We start from the raw sequence: 20,163 nt of genomic DNA, 5'->3' as shown, positions 1-20,163 counted from the left end.
ATTTACGTCGCATAAAGTCATTCTGTTTAAGAATATTCAAAATAGATGAGGTTTCCACTTGAGAACTAGTGAGGAAATGTTCTACAATATTAAGCAGTTATCAAGATAAAGGCTATCCATGATTAAGAAACTACTAATTTTATCCAGTATTTTAACAACGACATTAATTTCGCTAAGAGCGAATGCTCAAGACTTTCTCCCATCAAATCTACTTTTGATGAATGATTACTTTGCTCACCATGTGATTGTTGCAGAGAAATCTACTCATACATTATATCTCTATGAAAATGATGAGGGAAAACCAAGACTAATAAAAACCTTCCAAATGGCCACAGGTCAAAAAGTTGGAAATAAAGAATATCAAGGAGACAAGCGAACTCCTGAAGGTGTTTACTTCTTTAACCAATTCCTAGATCACAATGACTTAATCAAACGTCATGGTGAACTTGGAGCACAATACGGAGTTGGTGCCTTCGTTCTTGACTACCCTAATCCTATTGATAAAGCACAAGGGAAAACAGGTGGCGGAATTTGGCTACACTCAACAGATAATGAACCAAGAATTGATAAAGGTCTTGATTCTAAGGGATGTCTTGTTGCCCACAATGTTAACCTAATTGATATCGCTAGATATATTGAAATCAATAAAACGAATATCGTTGTAGTCCATAATTTAAAATTCTTCAGTGAAGAAACATGGAAAAGAGAAAAGAACGAAGTCATTGATACTTTTAATGGTTGGCTAGATGCTTGGTCTAAGGAAGATACTGATAAGTACCTTTCTCACTACTCTCGTACAGACTTTGAGGACCCATTTAGAGGTCGCTACAATACATTCGCTCAATATAAGAGAGCAGTCTTTTCTAACCCAGGAAAGCCAGAGATTAAAATCTCAAACCTTACAGTATTAAAAGCTGATGACTATGTTGTTGTTACATTTAAGCAAGACTATAAGAGTAACACTGTAAACGATATAGGAAAGAAGACTCTCTATCTAAAGCGTGATCCATATTATAAGTGGAAAATCGTCGCTGAGAGATGGCAGAGAATTCCAATGGATATTACAAATGAGAGGGAGCACTTAAGTTTTGAGCCGTCACAAAGGTTCTTTACTTCACAAGACCCAAAACAAATTTTCACATTGAACCTAACTCTAACTAGGCCATATAGCGAAAATTAAAAGGGAAACGGATGTCTTCAAATACCAAGGAAGCGGCAAAGAATAATCTTTCATTTATTCTTTATGAAAATAATAAGGTGCCAAGATACCTTCAATTAACACCTCGAGAATATAAGGCCATTCTTTATGTGCCTGTTGTCTTAACAGTATTTTCAATCTTTGCTTTGGCCGGTTCATACTTTTACACAAAGAATATCGAAAACCTAATTAAGGCAAAAGAGCCGTTAATTATCAAAAATCTTCGCGACGAGAATTCTGGACTTACTCAAAAGAACTCAGAACTTACAACACTAAACCTTGATCTAACAAACCGACTTGCCAATGAAACGATTAGTGGAGCTTCTGCAAGTTCACTTAATATCATTGCCCCAGTAAAGGGACAAAAAGACTTAACAAGTCCTGCAAGTATCAAGATTGAAGATATTAAGGTTAACAAAGGAAATGAGAAGGTTGAGTTAAGCTTTAATCTTATCAATATTACACAAGATAATAATCGCGTTTCTGGCTATATTCACATCTTCTTATTTGATGGGAATAATTACTTTCACTACCCTGAAGGTGGAGATTCAATCAGAAACTTCTCTCTTAATTACACAAAGGGTGAGTCATTTGCCACTTCACGCTTTCGTCCTGTAACAGCTAAGTTTGATCTTCCAAAGACCAGTACAGCAATGTTTAAGGTTTTTATCTTTAATCGTCTTGGTGATATTGTTCATCAACAATTATTCAGAGAAGAGATCAAATAATGGACTTAAGAGATCAAAACTTCACATTTGTAGGAATTGGATCCGTTATAAAGGGCGATATTGTTCTAAAGGGGCCATCACATATTTGCTCAACAATTGAAGGCGATATTCAAATTGATGAGAGCTTTACTCTCACAATTGAGCCACAAGGAATTGTGGAAGGTCGAATTCGCTGCGGAGACCTTAATATCTATGGAGAAGTCTCAGGAGATATCACGGCCCAAGGTAAGGTAAAGGTTTTCCCTACAGGTGTGGTCAAAGGTCAGATCGTTGCTAAGAATATTAATATTGCTCCAGGGGCAACTGTTAATATGCAAGGACACACTCTCGAATCACAATCATAAATTTAATATCTTAAATATTTAGAAAAATATTAAGGGTAGGAAGCGAAGTCCTACCCTTTTTTATTTATAGAAAGTTTTTGTAGTTATAGACTTTAACCTTACCAATCTTACGTAATGCCTTCTTCATTGACTTGTCACCAAGAACAACAATCTTAACTTTATCATATGGGAAAGCTGCATATACTGTTTTTGCGACATCTTCTTGAGAGATTTTATCAACAAAGCTTGTGTATTCAAGAAAGCGCTTAATATCGACATTTGCATTATCAAGGTTAACTAATTGTCTCATAAAGCTTGATGGCTTTTGGAATTGAAAAGCAAAACCACCCTTTACGGCCTTTCTTACTTTTTCAATTTCACTCATTGCTATATTCTTTGCTTCAGAATTATCTTTAAGAATCTTTATTACTTCTTGAACCATCTGCCCTACTGTTTCTTCTTTTGTAAAAGTAGAAAGAACTGAGCGTCCATAATCTTTTTGCATGCCAGCAGTTGCCCAAGCAGAATAAGTTAAGCCTCTTTTTGTTCTAAGCTCTTTAACAAGAATAGAAGTGAATCCACCACCAAGATATTGGGACATAAATTCAAGGTTCTCAAATCCTGGATCTTTATCTTTTGCCATAAAGATTCCGGCCCTAACTTGTGCTTGATTTGCCTTAGGTACTTCAACAAAATGGATAACAGGCTTTTGTGGGTCAAATGGCCTTAACTCCTTAACTTTTGAGTCAAGAGTTCTTGTGAAGCTTGCTTTTGAATTAAATCCACATTCATTTGTAATAATATTTTTAATATTTAAAACTGTTCTTGGCCCAGTTATATAGACTTTCTTTTTCACATCTTCTCTAAAGTACTTTAGACGATCTAGAAGGTAGCTTCTTCTCATGCGCTTAAGATCACTAAGTCTTCCTTTTACATCAGAGACGTAAGGAGTTCCTCTTAAGCTAATATCACGAAAAGCCGTTGAGGCAAGGGCCCCAGGATTTGAAACTAAGTTTTGTCTTTGAGCACGTAATAGCTTCTTTGCCTTTGCAAGTTCCTTTTTTGGATAAACAGCATCCCTAAAAATATGACAGATCTTCTTTGTTGTAGGAATGATATCTTTAGATAGGCCATTATACGAATAGCTTGAATACTCATGAGTAACATTTGAAGATGTTGAAACACCATAGAATTCGAGATTATCTGCGATCTCATTTAAGCTAAATCGATTAGTACCACTCTCCAAAAGGTCAAACATCATATTTGTTACACCTTTTGTGCGGCCATCTTTCATTGCTCCATCTGCAAAGAAAATTGTTACATTATAAGTTGGAAACTTATCATCTTGAATATAAGTGACATCGATATTTTCCCACTTCATTTTCTCAATGCGATCAACTAACTCATTTGCGTAGAGTTGGCCTGCCCCCAAAAGAAGAGATGTGATTAGAACTTTATTTAAAATATTTTTCATATAAATTACCTTTTATTACGATCCCAAATTGATAAGAAGGCATAGTTATTACCCGAGATATAACGCTTACATACGTCTCTCACCTTCTCCACAGTCATTTCATCATAGCTCTTTAGTTGTTTCTTATACTCACGATAATCACCAAAGTAGAATTCAGTTGAGCCTAAGAAGCTTGCAAGGCCATCATTTGTAGAAATTGCTTGGAAGTATTGCTTTAATAGTAAGTTCTTAGTCTTTTGTACTGAACGAGGTGTAATGGCCTTTGAGCATGAACGACGTAAACTTTTTAAAAGCTTATTACGACTTGTGCGAATACTAAACTTTGGAAGAATCTCTCCTCCAATAACAAAAACACCACCATTCTTTAGGCCGTAATTGAAAGCATAAACGCTTGAAAGACGAGGTCTTTTGGAAACGACAAAGTTTTTAACAAGATAAGAGCTTGTACCAGTTCCTAAAATATCAGCTAAGAAGTCCAGGGCAAGTGCATCTTCATGAGTTATTGAAACAGCAGGAAATGCTAAACGAAACATTGGATTCTTTGCCTGTCCATTAAGGCCTTTAATATAAGGAAGCTTTGAAGTGCGCTTATAATTATCAACATTATCAAGCTTCTCTTTTTTCTTATCAAGGTCACTATTTGTTTTAATCTTTCCAATTGTATCCTTAACTTTATCTAGTACCGAAGAAGGATCGATATCACCAACAATGATCATCGTCGCATTATTTGGCGCGTAGAAGTTATGATAAAACTCCATCATCTGATCTCTTTTAAGTGCCTTTACGTCTTTTGCATCGCCAATAACAGAGCCTCCATATGGAGTTCCTTTAAAGATCGCCTTCATCATTGCAAGATGAATTTTTCCATTTGGCTTATTTTCATAACGCATTTTTCTTTCTTCAAGAACGACTTGTCTTTCTTTTTCAAAAGGAACTTCTTCAAGAACAAGATTTTGCATTCTCTCCGCTTCAAGCTCAATCATCTTCTCAACAGTAGAGGCCGCAATATTTTCATAATAAACAGTGTTATCAAATGTCGTATATGCGTTTGAATCACCACCGTAAGTTTCAATATAATCTGAGAAATACTCCGCTGGATAATTCTTCGTCTTCTTAAACATCATATGCTCTAGGAAATGAGTCGCACCAGTCGTGCCTACTTTCTCATATCTTCCACCTACATCGTAGAATGTATAAATTGATGCAATAGGAAGCTTAGAGTCCCGTACTAGAAGTAACTTCAGTCCATTATCTAACGTATGTTTTTGAATATCGATATTTAACTCTAAGTCACCAAGTCCAATATCTTTATGATTTGTGCCCTGATCCTGCGTCGATGAACACGAGACAAGAAATAAAAATACCAGGCAGGCAAAGTACTTTGTCGTTTTAAACATTAAATCTCCAATAAAAGTTAACATAAGTAGTTTAAAAGCTTATAATTTTCATGGCAATATATACTTATGAATTTATCAATCACATTTCTAGGAACAGGAACAAGTACAGGCATCCCAATGTTAGGATGTAATTGCAATGTATGTACAAGTTCAAATCCATTTAATAAGCGTCTTCGCACTTCTTTTCTCTTGCAAACGAAAAAGACGACTATCGTCTTTGACACTGGTCCCGACCTAAGGACTCAACTATTAAGAGAGAACGTCCAAGATGTTAATGGTGTTATTATATCTCACCCTCATGCTGATCATCTCAACGGGATTGATGATATAAGGCCATTCACATTCAATCATCCAATCAACCTCTACACATCAAGTAATTGTGCAAGAGTTATCCATGAACGATTTGGCTATATCTTTGGAAGTAATAAGGGGCATATCGGCTCAAGTCCCAGACTCTTAATGAATGAGATCAATATTAATGAAAAGATGAAAATTTGTGAGCTAGAATGTGAATTCCTTCAGCTTCCCCACGGAAATGGAACTTCATTAGGTTTATTAACGGATAAGCTTGCTATAATTTCAGATTGTCATGAGATTGCGGACCAGACACTTTTGAAGCTTAAAAACTCAAACCTTGATGCGCTTATTATAGATTGTGTTCGAGAAGAGCCTCACCGCAGCCACCTAAACGTGGAGAAGTGCTTCTCATATATCAAAGAAATTGGCGCAAAGCAGAGTTTTCTTACACATATGGGCCATGAATTGGAACATGACTCGTTGCAATCTAAGTGCAATGAGCACTTTCCTGCTAAAAATGTCAAAGTCGCTTATGACGGCATGAAATTCGATGTTTAAATTATTGTAATTGCACGTTAAAAACATTATATATTCTTAACAATTTTAAGATATTTTATTACGCCTTTAGCTTTGATGGAGTTTAGTATGATTATTGGTGTTCCAAAGGAAATTAAAAATAATGAAAATCGCGTTGGTCTAGTTCCAGGCGGTGTTAGACAACTAGTTCACGACGGTCACGAAGTGTACGTAGAAACAAATGCTGGTTATGGAATTGGTATTAGCGATGAAGACTTCATCCAAGCAGGTGCTAAGATTCTTGGCTCACTTGAAGAAGTTTTTGAAAAGTCGACAATGATCATCAAAGTAAAAGAGCCACAAGCTAGAGAGATTGCTCTTTTAAAGCCACACCATATTCTTTATACATACCTTCACCTTGCAGCAGATGAGCCGCAAACAACTGGTTTAATGGAGTCTGGATCAACTTCTATTGCATACGAGACAATCCAACCAGCAGATGGGTCACTACCTCTTCTAACTCCTATGTCAGAAGTTGCAGGAAGAATGGCAACTCAAATTGGTGCTTCTTACCTACAAATTGACCACGGTGGAAAAGGTGTTCTTCTAGGTGGTGTACCAGGAACAAGAAGAGCAAAAGTAACAGTTATTGGTTGTGGTGTTGCAGGTACTAACGCAATTAAAATGGCCATGGGTATGGGTGCTGACGTAACAGCAATTGACCTATCGACTAAGCGTCTTGCTGAACTTGATGACTTATTTGATAACAGAATCACGACTCTATTTTCAAATATTGATAATATCGAAAAATCTGTTCAAGAATCAGATCTTGTTATTGGTGCGGTACTTGTACCAGGTGCAAAGGCTCCAAAGCTTGTAACAAGAGAGATGATTTCAAAAATGGAAAAGGGATCTGTAGTAGTTGATATTGCAGTTGACCAAGGTGGTTGTATTGAAACATGTAAGCCAACAACTCACCAAAACCCTACTTTCCTAGTAGATGGTGTTGTTCACTACTGTGTTGCTAATATGCCAGGTGCTGTTGCTCAAACTTCAACTTTTGCTCTTACTAACGTAACTCTTAAGTACGCTCGTATGATTGCAAAATATGGTGTTGAAGAAGCAGCGAGAATGGATGCGGCATTCAAAAAAGGTATCAATATCTACAAAGGTAAACTCGTTTACAAGCAAGTAGCTGATGATCTTAACCTTGAATACACTCCACTAAATATTGATTAATATAAAAAAAGGGCCACTAAGGCCCTTTTTTATTACTTTCTAGATAAGTTTGAACAAGAGTTCTGACCTAAAATAATAAAGTGATCACCAAAGAAAAGCATGATATTAAATTCGTAATCACTTAGCTTCGTAATTCAACTCACCCCGTCATTTCTCTCAAGATAACCTATCAAATTTACAACTGGGGTCATTTTCTAACCAAAATGCTCAACTTTCTCAATAATTCACTGATTTAAAGTGTTAGTTTTCTCAAAATATCTTACATTTAGGGAGTTAACATAAATTAACTTCAATATATTTTTCATTTTTACCTCAATCTCGCTAAAAGTTATTCATTAATTCTTTTAAGGGGGAGAAATGTCTAAGTTTATTAAGAGCATAATGCTTGTTCTAATCACTCTCACTGCTTTTGCCAGTGATAACCAATTAAACTTCTCATTCAATGGTGGACAAAATGATGTTCAAATTCTTGCCAAAGAAATTGAGGTAACAAAGTACAAACAAGAAGAATACGAAGGTACTTGTTACAATCAAATTCCATACCAAGACGAAGAATGTGGATACGAAACGAAGTATCGTCAATCTTGTCGCTACCGCTCAGGAAGAAATGTTTGCCACACAGACTACGAGCGTCAGTGTCGCTATGAAACAAAATATCGTGAAAGGTGTACAACTGGCCCATCAAGACAAGTTTGTCGAAATGTACCAGGGCAAAGAATATGTCGTGATGTTAATGGGCGTCGCGAATGTAAGCAAAGACCAGGTCGTCGTGTTTGTGAAACAAAGCCAGGTCGTCGTACATGTAGCCGTGAACCATACCAAGACTATGTTTGTCGCTCACGCCCAGTTCAACGTTGTCACTGGGAGCCAGGAAGAAATATTTGTACAGATGAGCCATACCAAGACTACGTTTGTCGTACAGTAACAAAGTATCGTTCAGAGCCATACGCTTGTACAAAGACACGTACAGTACCTTACAAAGATACTGAAAAAGTAACTCACAAAGTAAAAGTTGAATATATTGGTGCAATCGAGAAAGCCGATGCAAACTTCACGCTAAACTTTGCAAACGAAATGAAGAGTTTCCAAACTGAAGTTGAAAACTTAAATGAAGAATCAACTCAGATAAACTTCCAAGTTGCAGACTTTAACGAGGTTCAAGATTATAACTATGAATCGACTCTAAAAGTTGAATTCTTTGACCTTGATAAAGCACGTGCTCCTATTCAAGTAACTCCTGCTAAAGTTGATATTAGCAAGCGAGGAAAGTTTGAATTAGAAGTATCTAATCTAGAAGGTGTTGAAGCGCTAAAGACAGAAATCGTTATCTACGATCGTGAAAAGAAGAGACTTCACTTTAAGAAGACTATTGATCTATTAACTTTCAACAAAACTCTTCTTGATAATGGAAACGTTCTTCTTACAGGAGAACTAAAAGAGCACGGTTTTGAAAAAATCAAAAAAGGCTTCTTTGGTCCATTTGAAAAAGAGCGTAAGCTTAAAGTTACTCTTACTTTCTTTCCACTGGATTCAACTGTTCCAGGGCAAGAGCTAAAGCCAGTAACACATACGCTAAAAGCAGAAGCTGAACTTTAGAAAAAAGACCTTAAGCACACACACTTAAGGTCTTCATTCAATTTTAGGGAATTGTTTGAAGGCCATGAAAATATAAATTGAACAAGAAGGCCTCTGTTTAGTTACAGGGGCCTTCTTTTCTCACTTCATTTCTACCTTTATCAATTGTGGTCATCACAATCTCTAGTACTTGAATAGTTAAGAAATTAAAGATTAAGCAATGTAATGCGTGGTGTTGTTTACGTTATAGCAAATGCTACGTACCATTTTATAAATAAAAAATAAATAAATCATTAAGGGAGCTTAGTAATGATTAAAAACCTAATGGCCATTTTAATGGTGGCCCTACTCGTTGTGTCTTGTTCAGGAAAGAACGGAGCAAATAAGAGTACTTTTGTATACTGTTCAGAAGGTTCACCTTCAGGATTTAATCCTCAATTTCTAACTGATGGCCCATCTCACAATGCGGCAGCTTACCCACTCTTTAATCGACTTGTAAGTTTTGAAACTGGAAGCACTAATATCATTCCTTCCATTGCTGAGAGTTGGACTGTATCTCAAGATCAACTAACTTATACGTTTAATATAAGAAAAGGTGTTAAATTTCATACGACAAAATATTTCAAACCAACAAGACAGCTTGATGCAAGTGATGTTGTGTGGTCCCTAAACCGTATGTTTAAAAAGGACCATCCATATAATAAGGTAAGTGGTGGTATCTATGAATATTGGGATGGAATGGGAATGTCTAATATTATCAAAGATATTAAACAAACTGATAAGTACCAAGTTCAAATTGAACTTCATCACCCAGAAGCTCCCCTACTTGCAAACTTTGCAATGGCCTTCACAAGTATCCTTTCACGTGAGTATGGTGAAAAAATGCTAGCGGCCAAAACTCCTGAAGATTTTGATCGTAAACCAGTTGGAACAGGCCCATTTATTTTTGGATCATATCAGAAAGATACAATGATCCGTTATACAGCTAATAAAGACTATTTTAAAGGTGCTCCAAAAATTAAGAGAATGGTTTTTTCTATTATTCCTGATCCTTCAGTTAGAACGCAGAAACTTGTTGCAGGAGAATGCCACCTTGCGACTCAGCCTGCACCAACAGATATTGCAGCACTAAAAGCAAATAAAGATATAACAGTATTAGATGGTGCCGGTCTCAATGTTGCATACCTTGCTATGAACACTGAAAAGAAGCCTTTTGATAATATCCATGTAAGACGAGCAATAAACTATGCCCTAAATCGTGACTCTTATATTGATCCTATCTATCTTGGGTTTGCAAATGTTGCAAAGAACCCAATGCCACCAACAATCTGGGGTTATAACGACAATATCACTCCGTATGAATACAATATTCAAAAGGCAAAAGAAGAATTAAAAAAAGCAGGTCTTCCAAATGGTTTTGAAACAACAATTTGGACTCTTCCGGTATCTCGTCCATATAATCCAAATGGAAAGAAAATGGGTGAATTAATGCAAGAAGATCTTGCAAAAATTGGTATCAAGGTTGAGCTTGTGACATATGATTGGCCTACATACTTAAAGAAGGCACACGCTGGTGAACATTCAATGATTCAAATGGGATGGACTGGTGACAATGGAGACCCTGATAACTTCTTATATATGTTATTAAGCTGTGAAGGAGCTAAGGCCGGCTCTAATTATGCAAATTGGTGTAATAAGGATTATGACCGTCAGGTTATAATGGCAAAGAGGCTAAACGATCCAAAGAAAAGAGCTAATTACTATCTTGAGGCCCAAGAAGTATTTAAAAAAGAGGTTCCATGGATAACACTCTTTCACTCAACAGTTCACCGTGCCATGAGAAATAATGTAAAGGGATTCAAAATTCATCCTCTTGGAAATGATATCTTTACTGATATCTCTATCGAATAAGTAATTAAATTATATGAAAAACTTCTTAAAACAACGTTTTCTTCAGCTAATCCCAACAGTAATTGGGATTAGCTTATTTTCTTTTATCATTGTTCGCTTAGTTCCAGGTGACCCCGTTCTTCTTCTTTTAGGTGAACGTGGTGCTGATCCTAAAGTCTATGCGGCCATGCAAAAAACACTAGGACTCGATCGTCCAATTCTAGAGCAGTACTTTCTCTACATACAAAATATCTTCTCAGGAGATTTTGGCCAATCCATTGTGACGAAGCAAACAGTAGTCAATGAGTTCTTCTCTCGCTTTCCGGCCACTTTAGAGCTTGGAGTATGTGCGATGGTATTTGCCATCCTAATAGGAATCCCTGCTGGAGTCTATGCCGCTTTAAAGCGTAATTCTTTTATAGACTATCTATTAATGGGTACATCACTAGTGGGATATTCAATGCCAATATTTTGGTGGGGATTAATTCTCATTATTGTCTTTTCAGTTAATATGGGAATCACACCAGTTTCAGGAAGGTTAGATGTCTTCTATGAAGTACCAAGTATTACAGGTTTCATGCTACTTGATACGCTTAATCCTGAGGTCATTGAATTTGATGGTTTAGCACCATTTTTTTCGGCCCTAAAACACCTTATCCTGCCAACAATTGCTATGGGGACAATTCCACTTGCTGTTATTTCTCGAATGACAAGATCAAGTGTACTTGAGGTCTTAAAAGCACCATATATCCAAACAGCTAAAGCAAAAGGCCAAAGTTATCAAAAGATAGTATGGAAGCACGCCGTAAGGAATGCACTTATACCAATCGTAACTGTTATTGGACTTCTTTTTGGAAGTATCATTACAGGAGCAATTCTTACAGAGACCATCTTTTCGTGGCCAGGTATCGGCCGTTGGCTAGTAGCAAGTATTCACGCTAGAGACTACCCTGTAATACAAGGAGGTATTCTCTTCATTGCCCTGATGGTTATCTTCATCAATACATGCGTGGATATAATCTACTCGATTGTTAACCCTAAAATTTCAGGTTCAAAATAATGAGTGACCAAGTAATTAAACAAGATTCAAACATAACAAATATTCAGTTATTAAAAGACTTTTGGGATCATTTTAGTGATAACAAAGGTGCAGTCTTTGGACTGGCCTTAGTTATAGGATTTATTCTTATAGCACTACTCGCTCCTATTATTGCTCCTCATGGGCAAAGTGAAATCTTTGAAGGACAACTTCGTATCCCACCAATTTGGGCAGAGGGTGGAAATATGTCTTTCTTACTAGGAACAGATGATCTTGGACGTGATGTTTTAAGCCGACTTATTTACGGTGCTCAAGTCTCACTCTTTGTTGGGATATCAATTGTATTTATATCAGCTGTAATTGGAACTATTCTTGGACTTCTTGCAGGCTACTTTGGTGGAAAGACGGATGCTGTGATTATGCGATTTATTGACATTCTCATGGCCTACCCAAGTATTCTTCTCGCTATTATAGTTGTCTCTGTAATTGGCCCAGGACTTATGAATGCGGTCTTTGCTGTTTCACTTGTAAGTGTTCCATCTTTTACACGTTTAATTCGTGCCAATGTTATGGAAATCAAAGACCTACAATTCGTTCAAGCTGCTAAAACTTTTGGGGCCTCTCCTATTCGCATCATGCTAAAGGAAATTCTTCCAAATTGTATGGCAACATTAATTGTTCAAATTACTCTAGGACTATCAGAAGGGATTCTCTCCACTGCGGCCCTTGGCTTCTTAGGACTAGGTGTTCAAGCTCCAACTCCTGAATGGGGAATTATGCTAAGTGATGCTAGACCTTATATACAAAGTGCTCCATGGCTTGTCACGCTACCAGGACTTTGCATTCTAGCAGTCGTACTTGGCCTAAACTTATTTGGTGATGGGCTTAGAGATGCACTTGATCCAAAACTTAAGAGATAAGAAAAGAGAAATATTGCTATGAATTTATTAAAAGTTAAAAATTTAAATATCCACTTCAAGACAAAAAAAGGTCTTGTTCACGCGGTTAGAAATGTTTCCTTTGACGTTGAAAAAAGTGAGACTTTAGGAATTGTTGGAGAATCCGGATGTGGTAAGAGTATTACAAGTATGGCCATTATGGGACTCCTCGATGACAACGCCGTAGTCACTGCTGATGAATTAAGCTTTGATGGAGTTGATCTTCAAGGCCTTAACGAAAAATCATGGCAAAAGATTCGCGGTGGTGAGATTAGTATGATCTTCCAAGATGCCATGAGTAGCTTAAATCCTTGCTACACAGTAGAAAATCAGATTGAAGAAGTTTTAAAAATTCATAATCCAACAATGACTAAGCCCGATAGAAAGAATCGAGTCGAAAAGCTTTTAACACTTGTTGGTATTCCGGCTCCAAAAGAGAGAATGAAATCATATCCTCACGAGCTTTCCGGAGGAATGGCACAAAGAGTGATGATTGCCATGGCCATTGCATCAGATCCTAAACTTCTAATTGCAGATGAGCCAACAACAGCACTTGATGTAACTGTTCAACAACAGATTCTGGACCTTTTAATCGAGATCCAGAAAGAGACAGGCATGGCCGTAATTTTCATCTCTCACGATCTTGCTGTAGTAAAAGACTTTACGAGAACATTACAAGTTATGTACGCAGGTGAAGTAATTGAAAAAGGCCCAACAGAAGATGTCATTGCACTCCCACGGCATCCTTATACATTTGGACTTCTACAATCAATACCATCATTTGCAAACGATATCGACGCTCCCCTTTATTCAATTAAAGGAATGGTACCAGACCTTGCAGGAAGGCCCACAGGCTGCCAATTCAAGGAGCGCTGTGAATACTCTAGTAATGAATGTAATCATCTACCAAAACTAATCATTCATAATGATCGCTCTCTAAAATGTATTCACCCTTTAAACAACTAATCTAACGGATAATAAAATAATGATTGATACAATAAAAGTTACAAATTTAAAGAAGCATTACCCAGTGGGAGATAAAAATGTAAAGGCCGTTGATGGCCTGAGTTTTAATTTACAAGAAAGATCGACGCTAGGAATTGTAGGTGAATCAGGTTGCGGAAAATCCACTCTTGCAAAATGCCTCATGGGACTTGAATCTTTATCGGGTGGAAGTATCACAATAGCTGGAAAAGACTTTTCTCAAATGAGCTCTAAGGAGTTATATCATAATATTCAAATGGTTTTTCAAAACCCGCTTGAATCCCTTAATCCAAGAAAAAAGGCCTGGGAGATTATTGCAGACCCACTCTTAATAAATGAGAAAGTGACAAAGAAAGAAGCTTTTAAAAGGGCCTGTGATCTAATGGAAACAGTTGGACTAAGACGCGAGCACGCCCATAAGTACCCACATATGTTCAGTGGTGGCCAGCGCCAGCGAATTGGTATTGCACGTGCCCTTATCTTAAAGCCAAAGGTTCTTATTTTGGATGAGCCTGTTTCAGCATTAGACGTCTCTGTTCAAGCACAAGTTTTAAATCTTTTAAGAGATCTTCAAAAAGAATTTAATCTAACATATATCTTTATCTCTCACGATCTCTCTGTTGTACGCTATATCGCAGATAAAGTTCTTGTCATGTATCTTGGAAAGGTATGTGAATATGGAAAGAGTGATGTGATATTTGAGACGCCTCACCATCCATACACAAAGACACTCTTAAAAAGTGCGCACGCTGTGGAAAATGAAGTAATAAAAGCATTCCCTCCTCTTAAGGATGTGGAGCTACCATCACCTCTTGATCCTCCTTCAGGATGTAATTTTCATACTCGTTGTCCGCTTGCTGTAGAATCCTGTAAGAGCGAAATTCCTGAATGTCGTGATATCGACCAAAGAAGTGTTTTCTGCCACGAAGTAATTGCCAATTAAAAAAGGCCCACTAAAAAGTGGGCCTTTTTTATATCTGAATTTAAATAATTAATTACTTAATTTCTTTGTGTACAGTGTGCTTTCTTAAGAAAGGGTTGTACTTTTTGATTTCTAATCTTTCTGGATTAGTCTTCTTGTTCTTAGTTGTTGTGTAACGAGATGGAGTTTGTCCATTCTTTCTCGCTTCTGTACACTCAAGTGTAATAATAACTCTTGGCCCCTTTGCCATAACTGCCTCCTAAAAATATATAAACCTAAAATTTCTCTTATAACTTAGTAATCGTAGGTAAGAAACTTACTAGAAATACATTGTCATGGCAAGGGCCAACTGTTAAAAATACTGCATGGAAATACAAAACTTAGTCAATTTGAAGAATTGGAACTTCGCCCACTACAATAGTGAGCATTTTAAGGCCTTTATTGGCATGACTGGCGATGTAGAAGAGACAAACGGAGCAATAAGAGAAGTCATCCTCTACTCTGTAACAGTAGTCGATGGTGAGGATAAAGAAGTATTTCAACGTGATTTCAAGTCGTTAAAGTCAGCAATTTCATTAATAAATGAAAACTATGGACATTGGCAATTTAACGACCCGACAGATAAGTCTGGCGGAGGTTGTAGTTCTTGCAGTGCTCACTAGCCGCAAGGAGTAAAACTCTTGACAATTTCTGCTATATAAGCGAAATTGCTCAAATCTCAAACTTAAATGTTAGAACACTTAAACGTAGAAAATAGCATTGTAACAAGCAATGCGAGAAAAAGAGGTTTAAAATGAAAAAAGGTATCCACCCAGAGTACAGAGACGTTCTATTCCACGATATCTCTGCTGACTTAAAATTTATCACTAGATCAACAATCAAAGCAGATGCTGAGCTTGAGTTTGAAGGGAAAACTTACCCATACGTAAAACTTGATATCTCTAGTGCATCTCACCCATTCTATACTGGTAAGCAAAAAGTACTTGATACTGAAGGTCGTATCGACAAATTCAGAAAGAAATTTGGTACTTCTTACGCTTCACTTGGGAAGAAAAAGTCTTAATTTACTTTTTAAATTTAAGATATATAAAGGCCTCGCATCGCGAGGCTTTTTTGTTTATAATTAAGAAATGAAATTCTTAATCCTAATCCTTATTACTCAAGTAGCATTTGCAAAGCTTGAAAATAAAATTAACTATATTGCTGATATCTTACTTAAAGAACAGTATTTAATTAATGACTCAAAAGAGCGTGCCGATTTCGTTAAAAGACAGCTCATTGAAAAGTCCGCTAAAAGCCTTGATAATAAAAAACTTGAAAAGATTATTGACGAGAATACAGAGTTCATCGACCTGAAGAAAGAAATAGTCAAACGTATTAAAGACAAATACTCCGAAGAAGAAATAAATAAGCTCATGGCAATCCTTGAGACAAAGGAAATGAGAAAGCTTGCTAAAGATGTCTTATCCCCTATTCTATTGATGCCCCACTTTAAAATGAATAAAGAAAAAATCATTTATGAAGTAAAAGAATTAAAGAAGTCTCAGTAATGAAAAAAAAAATCCTATCCCAACATATATTTTTAAGCTTAGATATTCTAAGTACTTGAGAGTTATACTTATAGACCACCTAAAGAAACATCAATAATTTCAACAACTTAGAAAAGATTTCTTTAAAGAACTTATCAAAATTTACCGAAGTTATTATATCAAAAATAAGATTTTCTTTTCTAAGGGGGACGTGTGATCAAGAAATCAATTTCAAGAACAATAGCTATAGTTTCATTGAGCTTACTTGTTACAAGTTGTGCAAATATGAATTCACAACAAAAAAGAGAGTTAGCAGAATGGGAAGCTGAAGGTATTGCAGTAAAAGAAAAAGATGAAGTAACTGCCGCAGTATTAAATGTACTTCCTGGTGTTGGTGACTTTTATAATGGCAATGTAGGTTATGGAATTACAAACCTATTATTTTGGCCGGCCTCAGTCCTTTGGGCCCCTTTCGGAGGTGTTGCTGGAGCACAGGAACAAAATTATTATGCAACAAAGAATTATGTAAGCTCTTTAGAAAATAATCGCAGAAGACTATTAGATGATCTTGATACGGCATTTATGACTCAAGAGATTTCAAAGAAAACTTATTATTACGGAAAGAATAAAATCAAAAAAATGAAAGTCACTGAGTTTAAAAATGAAATAGAACTTAGAGATATTATTCCAGTAAAACTACAAAGACTTCCAGCAAGTAATTAAAAAATAAAAGGCCTGTGAAAAACAGGCCTTTTTTATTTGTTAATTTTCATCATTAAATACTTATCTTAATCAATTTCAACTTCAATCTCTTTAACTCTAAAAGTAGAATTTTCAAGTTCCTTATCGATCGTATAAGAAAGCTTTATCCCAGAAGAGATAGCATCTAATTGTTTAAGCATTTTCTTTTTAAAGAGTTTTTTTGGAACTTCTAAGCTCACAATCTTATTCTCTATTGTACAAACTTCCCAAAGATAAGCATGTTTCACAATTCTCTTTAAACGTATTAAGCGCGCCTCATTCTCAACGACTGGCTTATTTTCATCACTTAAACGATAGAGATGAATTGTTGCAGGCATAACCTTACGATCAAGCTTTGCCACTTGTGATAGAGATTCAAGCTCATAGTCTAGACTTACTTTAATAGACTGATGACACCAATCATCAGTTTCTTGAAGAGGACATCTTCCCTGCCCCATGCATGGATAATTAACTTTATACTCAAGGTTTAATAGTTTTCTTCTAAGCTCTAAAACTTCTTTAAAGACCTCTTTGGTTCCCGGCTCAATACAGATGATAAACTTAGGCTTGAGGTTCTTTATTAGCTTAAAAGCTGCCTTCATTCCCATTTCATTTAAAGAGTTACCAAAGATTAGCGTTGAGTTTTCTATTTGAGGGACACGGTTTTTAAAGAAAACCCTATCTTCTTTAAAATATTCATCGTTAAGCTTCTTTGCCTGTTTAAGCATTAACTCGCTTTCATCAACACCAATGAACTCTTTTGCATTAGGCAAGAGATTGGCAGCAGCATAAGTATAAGTTCCAGGGCCACAACCAATATCAATAATCGTCGTTTCTGAGATTGCAGACAAACTCTCCTCACTTAATTGAGAAAAGAGAAAGTCTAATTTATATGCATTTGTTGGGAAATAGAATGCTGTATATGCACTTATCAAATCCTCATTTGAGTAGTTTTCCTTTAAGTTTTTACGCTCACTTGTAAATTGTTGCGACTGAATCTGAACAAGCTTGCCAAGTTGTTGCTTATTTAACTTTGGATTTAATAGAGAGTTTAAAATTGCATCATAATCAAACATTTTCTTTCCTAATCTGAGGCTAAGTAAAGGCCAAAAGAAAGGGCCTCATATCGAGGCCCTTAATATCGTCATAATTTTATCTTAAAATTATCTTTTGATTACTGGCGTGTAATCTCTTTCATTCTCACCCATGTAAACTTGACGTGGACGTGAAATACGTACACCATCTTCTCTAAGCTCTTTCCACTGAGATAGCCAACCTGGAAGACGCCCTAATACGAACATTGCTGTAAACATATTAGTTGGAATACCAAGTGCCTTGTAGATGATACCTGAGTAGAAGTCTACGTTTGGATATAGGTTACGTTTAACAAAGTACTCATCTTTAAGAGCAACTTCTTCAAGACCTTTTGCAATGTCAAGAAGAGGGTCTTGAATATCAAGCTTTTCAAGAATTGTGTCACATGCTTTTTTAATGATTTTTGCACGTGGATCAAAATTCTTGTAAACACGGTGACCAAACCCCATAAGACGGAATGGATCTTCCTTGTCTTTCGCTTTTTCGATGAATTTTTGGTAATCACCACCATCTTTTCTAATTTCTTCAAGCATCTCAAGTACAGCTTGGTTTGCTCCACCGTGTAATTGTCCCCAAAGAGCTGTAACACCAGCTGCAATTGAAGCAAATACGTTAGCATGAGATGAACCAACAACTCTTACAGTTGATGCTGAACAGTTTTGTTCGTGGTCTGCGTGTAGAATTAATAAAGTATCAAGAGCATCTGCTACATCTTTATCAACTTCACCATCAAACATTAAGTTTAAGAAGTCTGATGAGTAATCAAGCTTAGCGTTTGAAGCTAGAGGGCTTTTCCCCATCGTCTTGCGATAGAATTGCGCCATCATAACTTTAACTTGTCCCATCATTTGAGTAATTGCCTTATTCTTAATTTCCTCAGTTGCCTCAGGGTTTAGGAATTCAGGATAGAACCCACTTAATGATGAAATAGCAGCAGCTAAAACACCCATTGGGTGTGCTGATCCAGGGAATTGATCAATGATCTTCTCGACTCCACCAGGAAGCTTACTTGAAGCGGCAATATCTTTGTTGAATGCTTCTAATTGAGCAGCTGTTGGAAGCTCCCCGTTGTATAGAAGATAAGATACTTCAGCAAAGTTTGAAGATTCAGCAAGTTGTTCAATTGGGTAACCACGGTATCTTAGGATCCCCTTTTCTCCGTCAAGAAAAGTGATCTTTGACGTACATGATCCAGTGTTTACAAAACCGATATCTAGAGTAATTGCTCCAGTTTGTGCTCTAAGCTTTGAGATATCTAAAGCGAGCTCATTTTCAGTTCCTTTAAGAGTTGGAACTTCGATCGTTTGACCATTGATTTCTATTTTTGCACTTTCGGCCATTTGTTTCCTCCAAAATTTAAGTTGGAATAACTTAAAAACATATAGATGTTAAGGTAATACGAATAATATTAGTATGATACATATATTCTTTTGCAAGATATGTCGACACGTCTTGCGTCTAAAACATGCGTCGCACAATTTAGACCTGCCAATTATCAGGGTCTTGCTGCCATCTCATCAGTAATTGATGGCCATCTTTATTAATAATATCTTCAGACAAACAGATATCGGCTAATTGATTTAAATTTATTAGTGAAAAGATATCAATCTCCAACTCTTTTGCCACCTTCTTCGCATTAGGCGTCTGGTAATCCACCAAACACAAAACAGAGTCTACCACATGGCCTTGATCGCGAATAAGCCTTATGACTTTTTCAATACTTGAGCCTTGGTTTACCAGGTCTTCAACTAAAAGTAGTTTACTGTTTTCGCCAACTTTTCCTTCCACTATCTTACCTATCCCGTGAGACTTAGGTTTTGAGCGAACATAATTCATTGGCTCGCTTCGATGAAATGCTAATGCAGCCGCATGTGAAATTCCAGCAGTGGCGACACCAGTTATAAAGTCATATTTAAGATTTTTATTATTTATCGTCTCACTTAAGAGCTCTATTGCTAAGGCCCACATTTTTGGATCTGAAGACATGAGACGATTATCACAATAAATCGGCCCTTCTTTACCAGAAGCATATTTAAATGGATTTTGTGGTGAAATTTTAATTAAGCCAAATTTTATCATCTCTTTTACAAGATCTTGAATTTTAGAATGCATGCTAACCCCTTTAAATTAGTTTAATCAAAATTATCCATCTTAAAAAGAAGAATCATTGTATAATAATCAACTGATTTACAAATATTTAACTAACTAAATTTTATTATTTCAATAACTTACCGATGAGTGGGCAAAAGAAATACATAATTAAGATGAAATAATGAAT

21 protein-coding genes are annotated in these 20,163 nt (G+C 36.4%); 15 read left to right on the top strand and 6 right to left on the bottom strand.

Annotated features, from left to right (window positions below; genetic code table 11):
* The first annotated feature begins 118 nt into the window (after nt 1-118).
* The 3 genes from BALOs_RS06090 to BALOs_RS06080 are packed head-to-tail and all read left to right on the top strand — an operon-like array spanning nt 119 to nt 2,270.
* Nucleotides 119-1,180 (top strand): L,D-transpeptidase family protein, encoded by a 1,062-nt coding sequence (locus BALOs_RS06090; RefSeq protein WP_114706305.1) that lies wholly within the window; start codon nt 119-121, stop codon nt 1,178-1,180.
* An 11-nt stretch (nt 1,181-1,191) separates the two neighbouring features.
* Nucleotides 1,192-1,926 (top strand): hypothetical protein, encoded by a 735-nt coding sequence (locus BALOs_RS06085; RefSeq protein ID WP_114706306.1) that lies wholly within the window; start codon nt 1,192-1,194, stop codon nt 1,924-1,926.
* Nucleotides 1,926-2,270: a polymer-forming cytoskeletal protein gene (locus BALOs_RS06080; protein WP_114706307.1), complete on the top strand. Its 345-nt coding sequence runs from the start codon at nt 1,926-1,928 to the stop codon at nt 2,268-2,270. The genes BALOs_RS06085 and BALOs_RS06080 overlap by 1 nt, the downstream gene beginning before the upstream one ends.
* Nucleotides 2,271-2,334: 64 nt before the next feature.
* Here BALOs_RS06080 and BALOs_RS06075 read toward each other — a convergent pair whose 3' ends face one another.
* Both BALOs_RS06075 and BALOs_RS06070 read right to left on the bottom strand, forming a co-directional pair.
* Complete coding sequence (locus tag BALOs_RS06075) at nt 2,335-3,723, bottom strand: pitrilysin family protein (RefSeq protein ID WP_120404613.1); 1,389 nt, start codon at nt 3,721-3,723, stop codon at nt 2,335-2,337.
* 5 nt (nt 3,724-3,728) lie between these two features.
* Nucleotides 3,729-5,120, bottom strand: coding sequence for a pitrilysin family protein (locus BALOs_RS06070; RefSeq protein ID WP_158536814.1), 1,392 nt, complete (start codon nt 5,118-5,120; stop codon nt 3,729-3,731).
* A gap of 66 nt (nt 5,121-5,186) precedes the next feature.
* Between BALOs_RS06070 and BALOs_RS06065 the strand changes: the two genes are divergently transcribed.
* From BALOs_RS06065 to BALOs_RS06030, 8 genes are all read left to right on the top strand, one after another.
* Nucleotides 5,187-5,975, top strand: a complete 789-nt coding sequence (locus BALOs_RS06065) for an MBL fold metallo-hydrolase (RefSeq protein WP_120404612.1) — start codon at nt 5,187-5,189, stop codon at nt 5,973-5,975.
* An 87-nt stretch (nt 5,976-6,062) separates the two neighbouring features.
* Nucleotides 6,063-7,172, top strand: coding sequence for an alanine dehydrogenase (gene ald, locus BALOs_RS06060; protein WP_120404611.1), 1,110 nt, complete (start codon nt 6,063-6,065; stop codon nt 7,170-7,172).
* A gap of 357 nt (nt 7,173-7,529) precedes the next feature.
* Complete coding sequence (locus tag BALOs_RS06055) at nt 7,530-8,768, top strand: hypothetical protein (protein WP_120404610.1); 1,239 nt, start codon at nt 7,530-7,532, stop codon at nt 8,766-8,768.
* Between the two features lie 288 nt (nt 8,769-9,056).
* On the top strand, nt 9,057-10,658 hold the full coding sequence (locus BALOs_RS06050) for an ABC transporter substrate-binding protein (RefSeq protein ID WP_240406493.1): 1,602 nt from the start codon (nt 9,057-9,059) through the stop codon (nt 10,656-10,658).
* Nucleotides 10,659-10,671: 13 nt separating this feature from the next.
* Nucleotides 10,672-11,697: an ABC transporter permease gene (locus tag BALOs_RS06045; RefSeq protein ID WP_120404609.1), complete on the top strand. Its 1,026-nt coding sequence runs from the start codon at nt 10,672-10,674 to the stop codon at nt 11,695-11,697.
* Nucleotides 11,697-12,596, top strand: coding sequence for an ABC transporter permease (locus tag BALOs_RS06040; RefSeq protein ID WP_120404608.1), 900 nt, complete (start codon nt 11,697-11,699; stop codon nt 12,594-12,596). The genes BALOs_RS06045 and BALOs_RS06040 overlap by 1 nt, the downstream gene beginning before the upstream one ends.
* Before the next feature lie 18 nt (nt 12,597-12,614).
* On the top strand, nt 12,615-13,580 hold the full coding sequence (locus BALOs_RS06035) for an ABC transporter ATP-binding protein (protein ID WP_120404607.1): 966 nt from the start codon (nt 12,615-12,617) through the stop codon (nt 13,578-13,580).
* 19 nt (nt 13,581-13,599) lie between these two features.
* A complete protein-coding gene (locus BALOs_RS06030; RefSeq protein ID WP_120404606.1) occupies nt 13,600-14,541 on the top strand; it encodes an ABC transporter ATP-binding protein in 942 nt (313 codons plus the stop codon).
* A 52-nt stretch (nt 14,542-14,593) separates the two neighbouring features.
* On the opposite strand, the gene rpmG is transcribed toward BALOs_RS06030, so the two are convergent.
* Nucleotides 14,594-14,770, bottom strand: a complete 177-nt coding sequence (rpmG, locus tag BALOs_RS06025; protein WP_120404605.1) for a 50S ribosomal protein L33 — start codon at nt 14,768-14,770, stop codon at nt 14,594-14,596.
* A 115-nt stretch (nt 14,771-14,885) separates the two neighbouring features.
* On the opposite strand from rpmG, the gene BALOs_RS06020 reads away from it, so the two are divergent.
* From BALOs_RS06020 to BALOs_RS06005, 4 genes are all read left to right on the top strand, one after another.
* A complete protein-coding gene (locus tag BALOs_RS06020; protein WP_120404604.1) occupies nt 14,886-15,182 on the top strand; it encodes a hypothetical protein in 297 nt (98 codons plus the stop codon).
* Between the two features lie 131 nt (nt 15,183-15,313).
* Nucleotides 15,314-15,583, top strand: a complete 270-nt coding sequence (locus BALOs_RS06015; protein ID WP_120404603.1) for a type B 50S ribosomal protein L31 — start codon at nt 15,314-15,316, stop codon at nt 15,581-15,583.
* A 67-nt stretch (nt 15,584-15,650) separates the two neighbouring features.
* The gene (locus BALOs_RS06010; RefSeq protein ID WP_120404602.1) at nt 15,651-16,070 is read left to right on the top strand and encodes a hypothetical protein; all 420 of its coding nucleotides are present in this window, start codon (nt 15,651-15,653) and stop codon (nt 16,068-16,070) included.
* Between the two features lie 192 nt (nt 16,071-16,262).
* Nucleotides 16,263-16,772: a hypothetical protein gene (locus BALOs_RS06005; protein ID WP_120404601.1), complete on the top strand. Its 510-nt coding sequence runs from the start codon at nt 16,263-16,265 to the stop codon at nt 16,770-16,772.
* 65 nt (nt 16,773-16,837) lie between these two features.
* Here the strand turns inward: BALOs_RS06005 and BALOs_RS06000 are convergent, their stop codons facing one another.
* The 3 genes from BALOs_RS06000 to pyrE form a co-directional block, all read right to left on the bottom strand.
* Nucleotides 16,838-17,866, bottom strand: coding sequence for a small ribosomal subunit Rsm22 family protein (locus BALOs_RS06000; protein WP_120404600.1), 1,029 nt, complete (start codon nt 17,864-17,866; stop codon nt 16,838-16,840).
* Nucleotides 17,867-17,953: 87 nt separating this feature from the next.
* On the bottom strand, nt 17,954-19,225 hold the full coding sequence (locus tag BALOs_RS05995) for a citrate synthase (RefSeq protein ID WP_120404599.1): 1,272 nt from the start codon (nt 19,223-19,225) through the stop codon (nt 17,954-17,956).
* A gap of 139 nt (nt 19,226-19,364) precedes the next feature.
* Entirely contained in the window at nt 19,365-19,997 is a 633-nt protein-coding gene (pyrE, locus tag BALOs_RS05990) for an orotate phosphoribosyltransferase (RefSeq protein WP_120404598.1), read from the bottom strand.
* Nucleotides 19,998-20,163: the final 166 nt, after the last annotated feature.

Origin of the sequence: Halobacteriovorax sp. BALOs_7 (assembly GCF_003612895.1) — a bacterium.
GTDB classification, from domain to species: Bacteria; Bdellovibrionota; Bacteriovoracia; order Bacteriovoracales; family Bacteriovoracaceae; genus Halobacteriovorax_A; species Halobacteriovorax_A vibrionivorans.
Note: the sequence above shows the minus strand (reverse complement) of the source record. Positions and strands in the feature narration are given on the sequence as shown.

What these genes read in the sequence shown, in the direction of transcription:
- BALOs_RS06090 (WP_114706305.1), top strand. Translation starts at nt 119, where the DNA reads ATGATTAAGAAACTACTAATTTTATCCAGTATTTTAACAACGACATTA.
- BALOs_RS06085 (WP_114706306.1), top strand. Translation starts at nt 1,192, where the DNA reads ATGTCTTCAAATACCAAGGAAGCGGCAAAGAATAATCTTTCATTTATT.
- BALOs_RS06080 (WP_114706307.1), top strand. Translation starts at nt 1,926, where the DNA reads ATGGACTTAAGAGATCAAAACTTCACATTTGTAGGAATTGGATCCGTT.
- BALOs_RS06075 (WP_120404613.1), bottom strand. Translation starts at nt 3,723, where the DNA reads ATGAAAAATATTTTAAATAAAGTTCTAATCACATCTCTTCTTTTGGGG.
- BALOs_RS06070 (WP_158536814.1), bottom strand. Translation starts at nt 5,120, where the DNA reads ATGTTTAAAACGACAAAGTACTTTGCCTGCCTGGTATTTTTATTTCTT.
- BALOs_RS06065 (WP_120404612.1), top strand. Translation starts at nt 5,187, where the DNA reads ATGAATTTATCAATCACATTTCTAGGAACAGGAACAAGTACAGGCATC.
- ald (WP_120404611.1), top strand. Translation starts at nt 6,063, where the DNA reads ATGATTATTGGTGTTCCAAAGGAAATTAAAAATAATGAAAATCGCGTT.
- BALOs_RS06055 (WP_120404610.1), top strand. Translation starts at nt 7,530, where the DNA reads ATGTCTAAGTTTATTAAGAGCATAATGCTTGTTCTAATCACTCTCACT.
- BALOs_RS06050 (WP_240406493.1), top strand. Translation starts at nt 9,057, where the DNA reads ATGATTAAAAACCTAATGGCCATTTTAATGGTGGCCCTACTCGTTGTG.
- BALOs_RS06045 (WP_120404609.1), top strand. Translation starts at nt 10,672, where the DNA reads ATGAAAAACTTCTTAAAACAACGTTTTCTTCAGCTAATCCCAACAGTA.
- BALOs_RS06040 (WP_120404608.1), top strand. Translation starts at nt 11,697, where the DNA reads ATGAGTGACCAAGTAATTAAACAAGATTCAAACATAACAAATATTCAG.
- BALOs_RS06035 (WP_120404607.1), top strand. Translation starts at nt 12,615, where the DNA reads ATGAATTTATTAAAAGTTAAAAATTTAAATATCCACTTCAAGACAAAA.
- BALOs_RS06030 (WP_120404606.1), top strand. Translation starts at nt 13,600, where the DNA reads ATGATTGATACAATAAAAGTTACAAATTTAAAGAAGCATTACCCAGTG.
- rpmG (WP_120404605.1), bottom strand. Translation starts at nt 14,770, where the DNA reads ATGGCAAAGGGGCCAAGAGTTATTATTACACTTGAGTGTACAGAAGCG.
- BALOs_RS06020 (WP_120404604.1), top strand. Translation starts at nt 14,886, where the DNA reads ATGGAAATACAAAACTTAGTCAATTTGAAGAATTGGAACTTCGCCCAC.
- BALOs_RS06015 (WP_120404603.1), top strand. Translation starts at nt 15,314, where the DNA reads ATGAAAAAAGGTATCCACCCAGAGTACAGAGACGTTCTATTCCACGAT.
- BALOs_RS06010 (WP_120404602.1), top strand. Translation starts at nt 15,651, where the DNA reads ATGAAATTCTTAATCCTAATCCTTATTACTCAAGTAGCATTTGCAAAG.
- BALOs_RS06000 (WP_120404600.1), bottom strand. Translation starts at nt 17,866, where the DNA reads ATGTTTGATTATGATGCAATTTTAAACTCTCTATTAAATCCAAAGTTA.
- BALOs_RS05995 (WP_120404599.1), bottom strand. Translation starts at nt 19,225, where the DNA reads ATGGCCGAAAGTGCAAAAATAGAAATCAATGGTCAAACGATCGAAGTT.
- pyrE (WP_120404598.1), bottom strand. Translation starts at nt 19,997, where the DNA reads ATGCATTCTAAAATTCAAGATCTTGTAAAAGAGATGATAAAATTTGGC.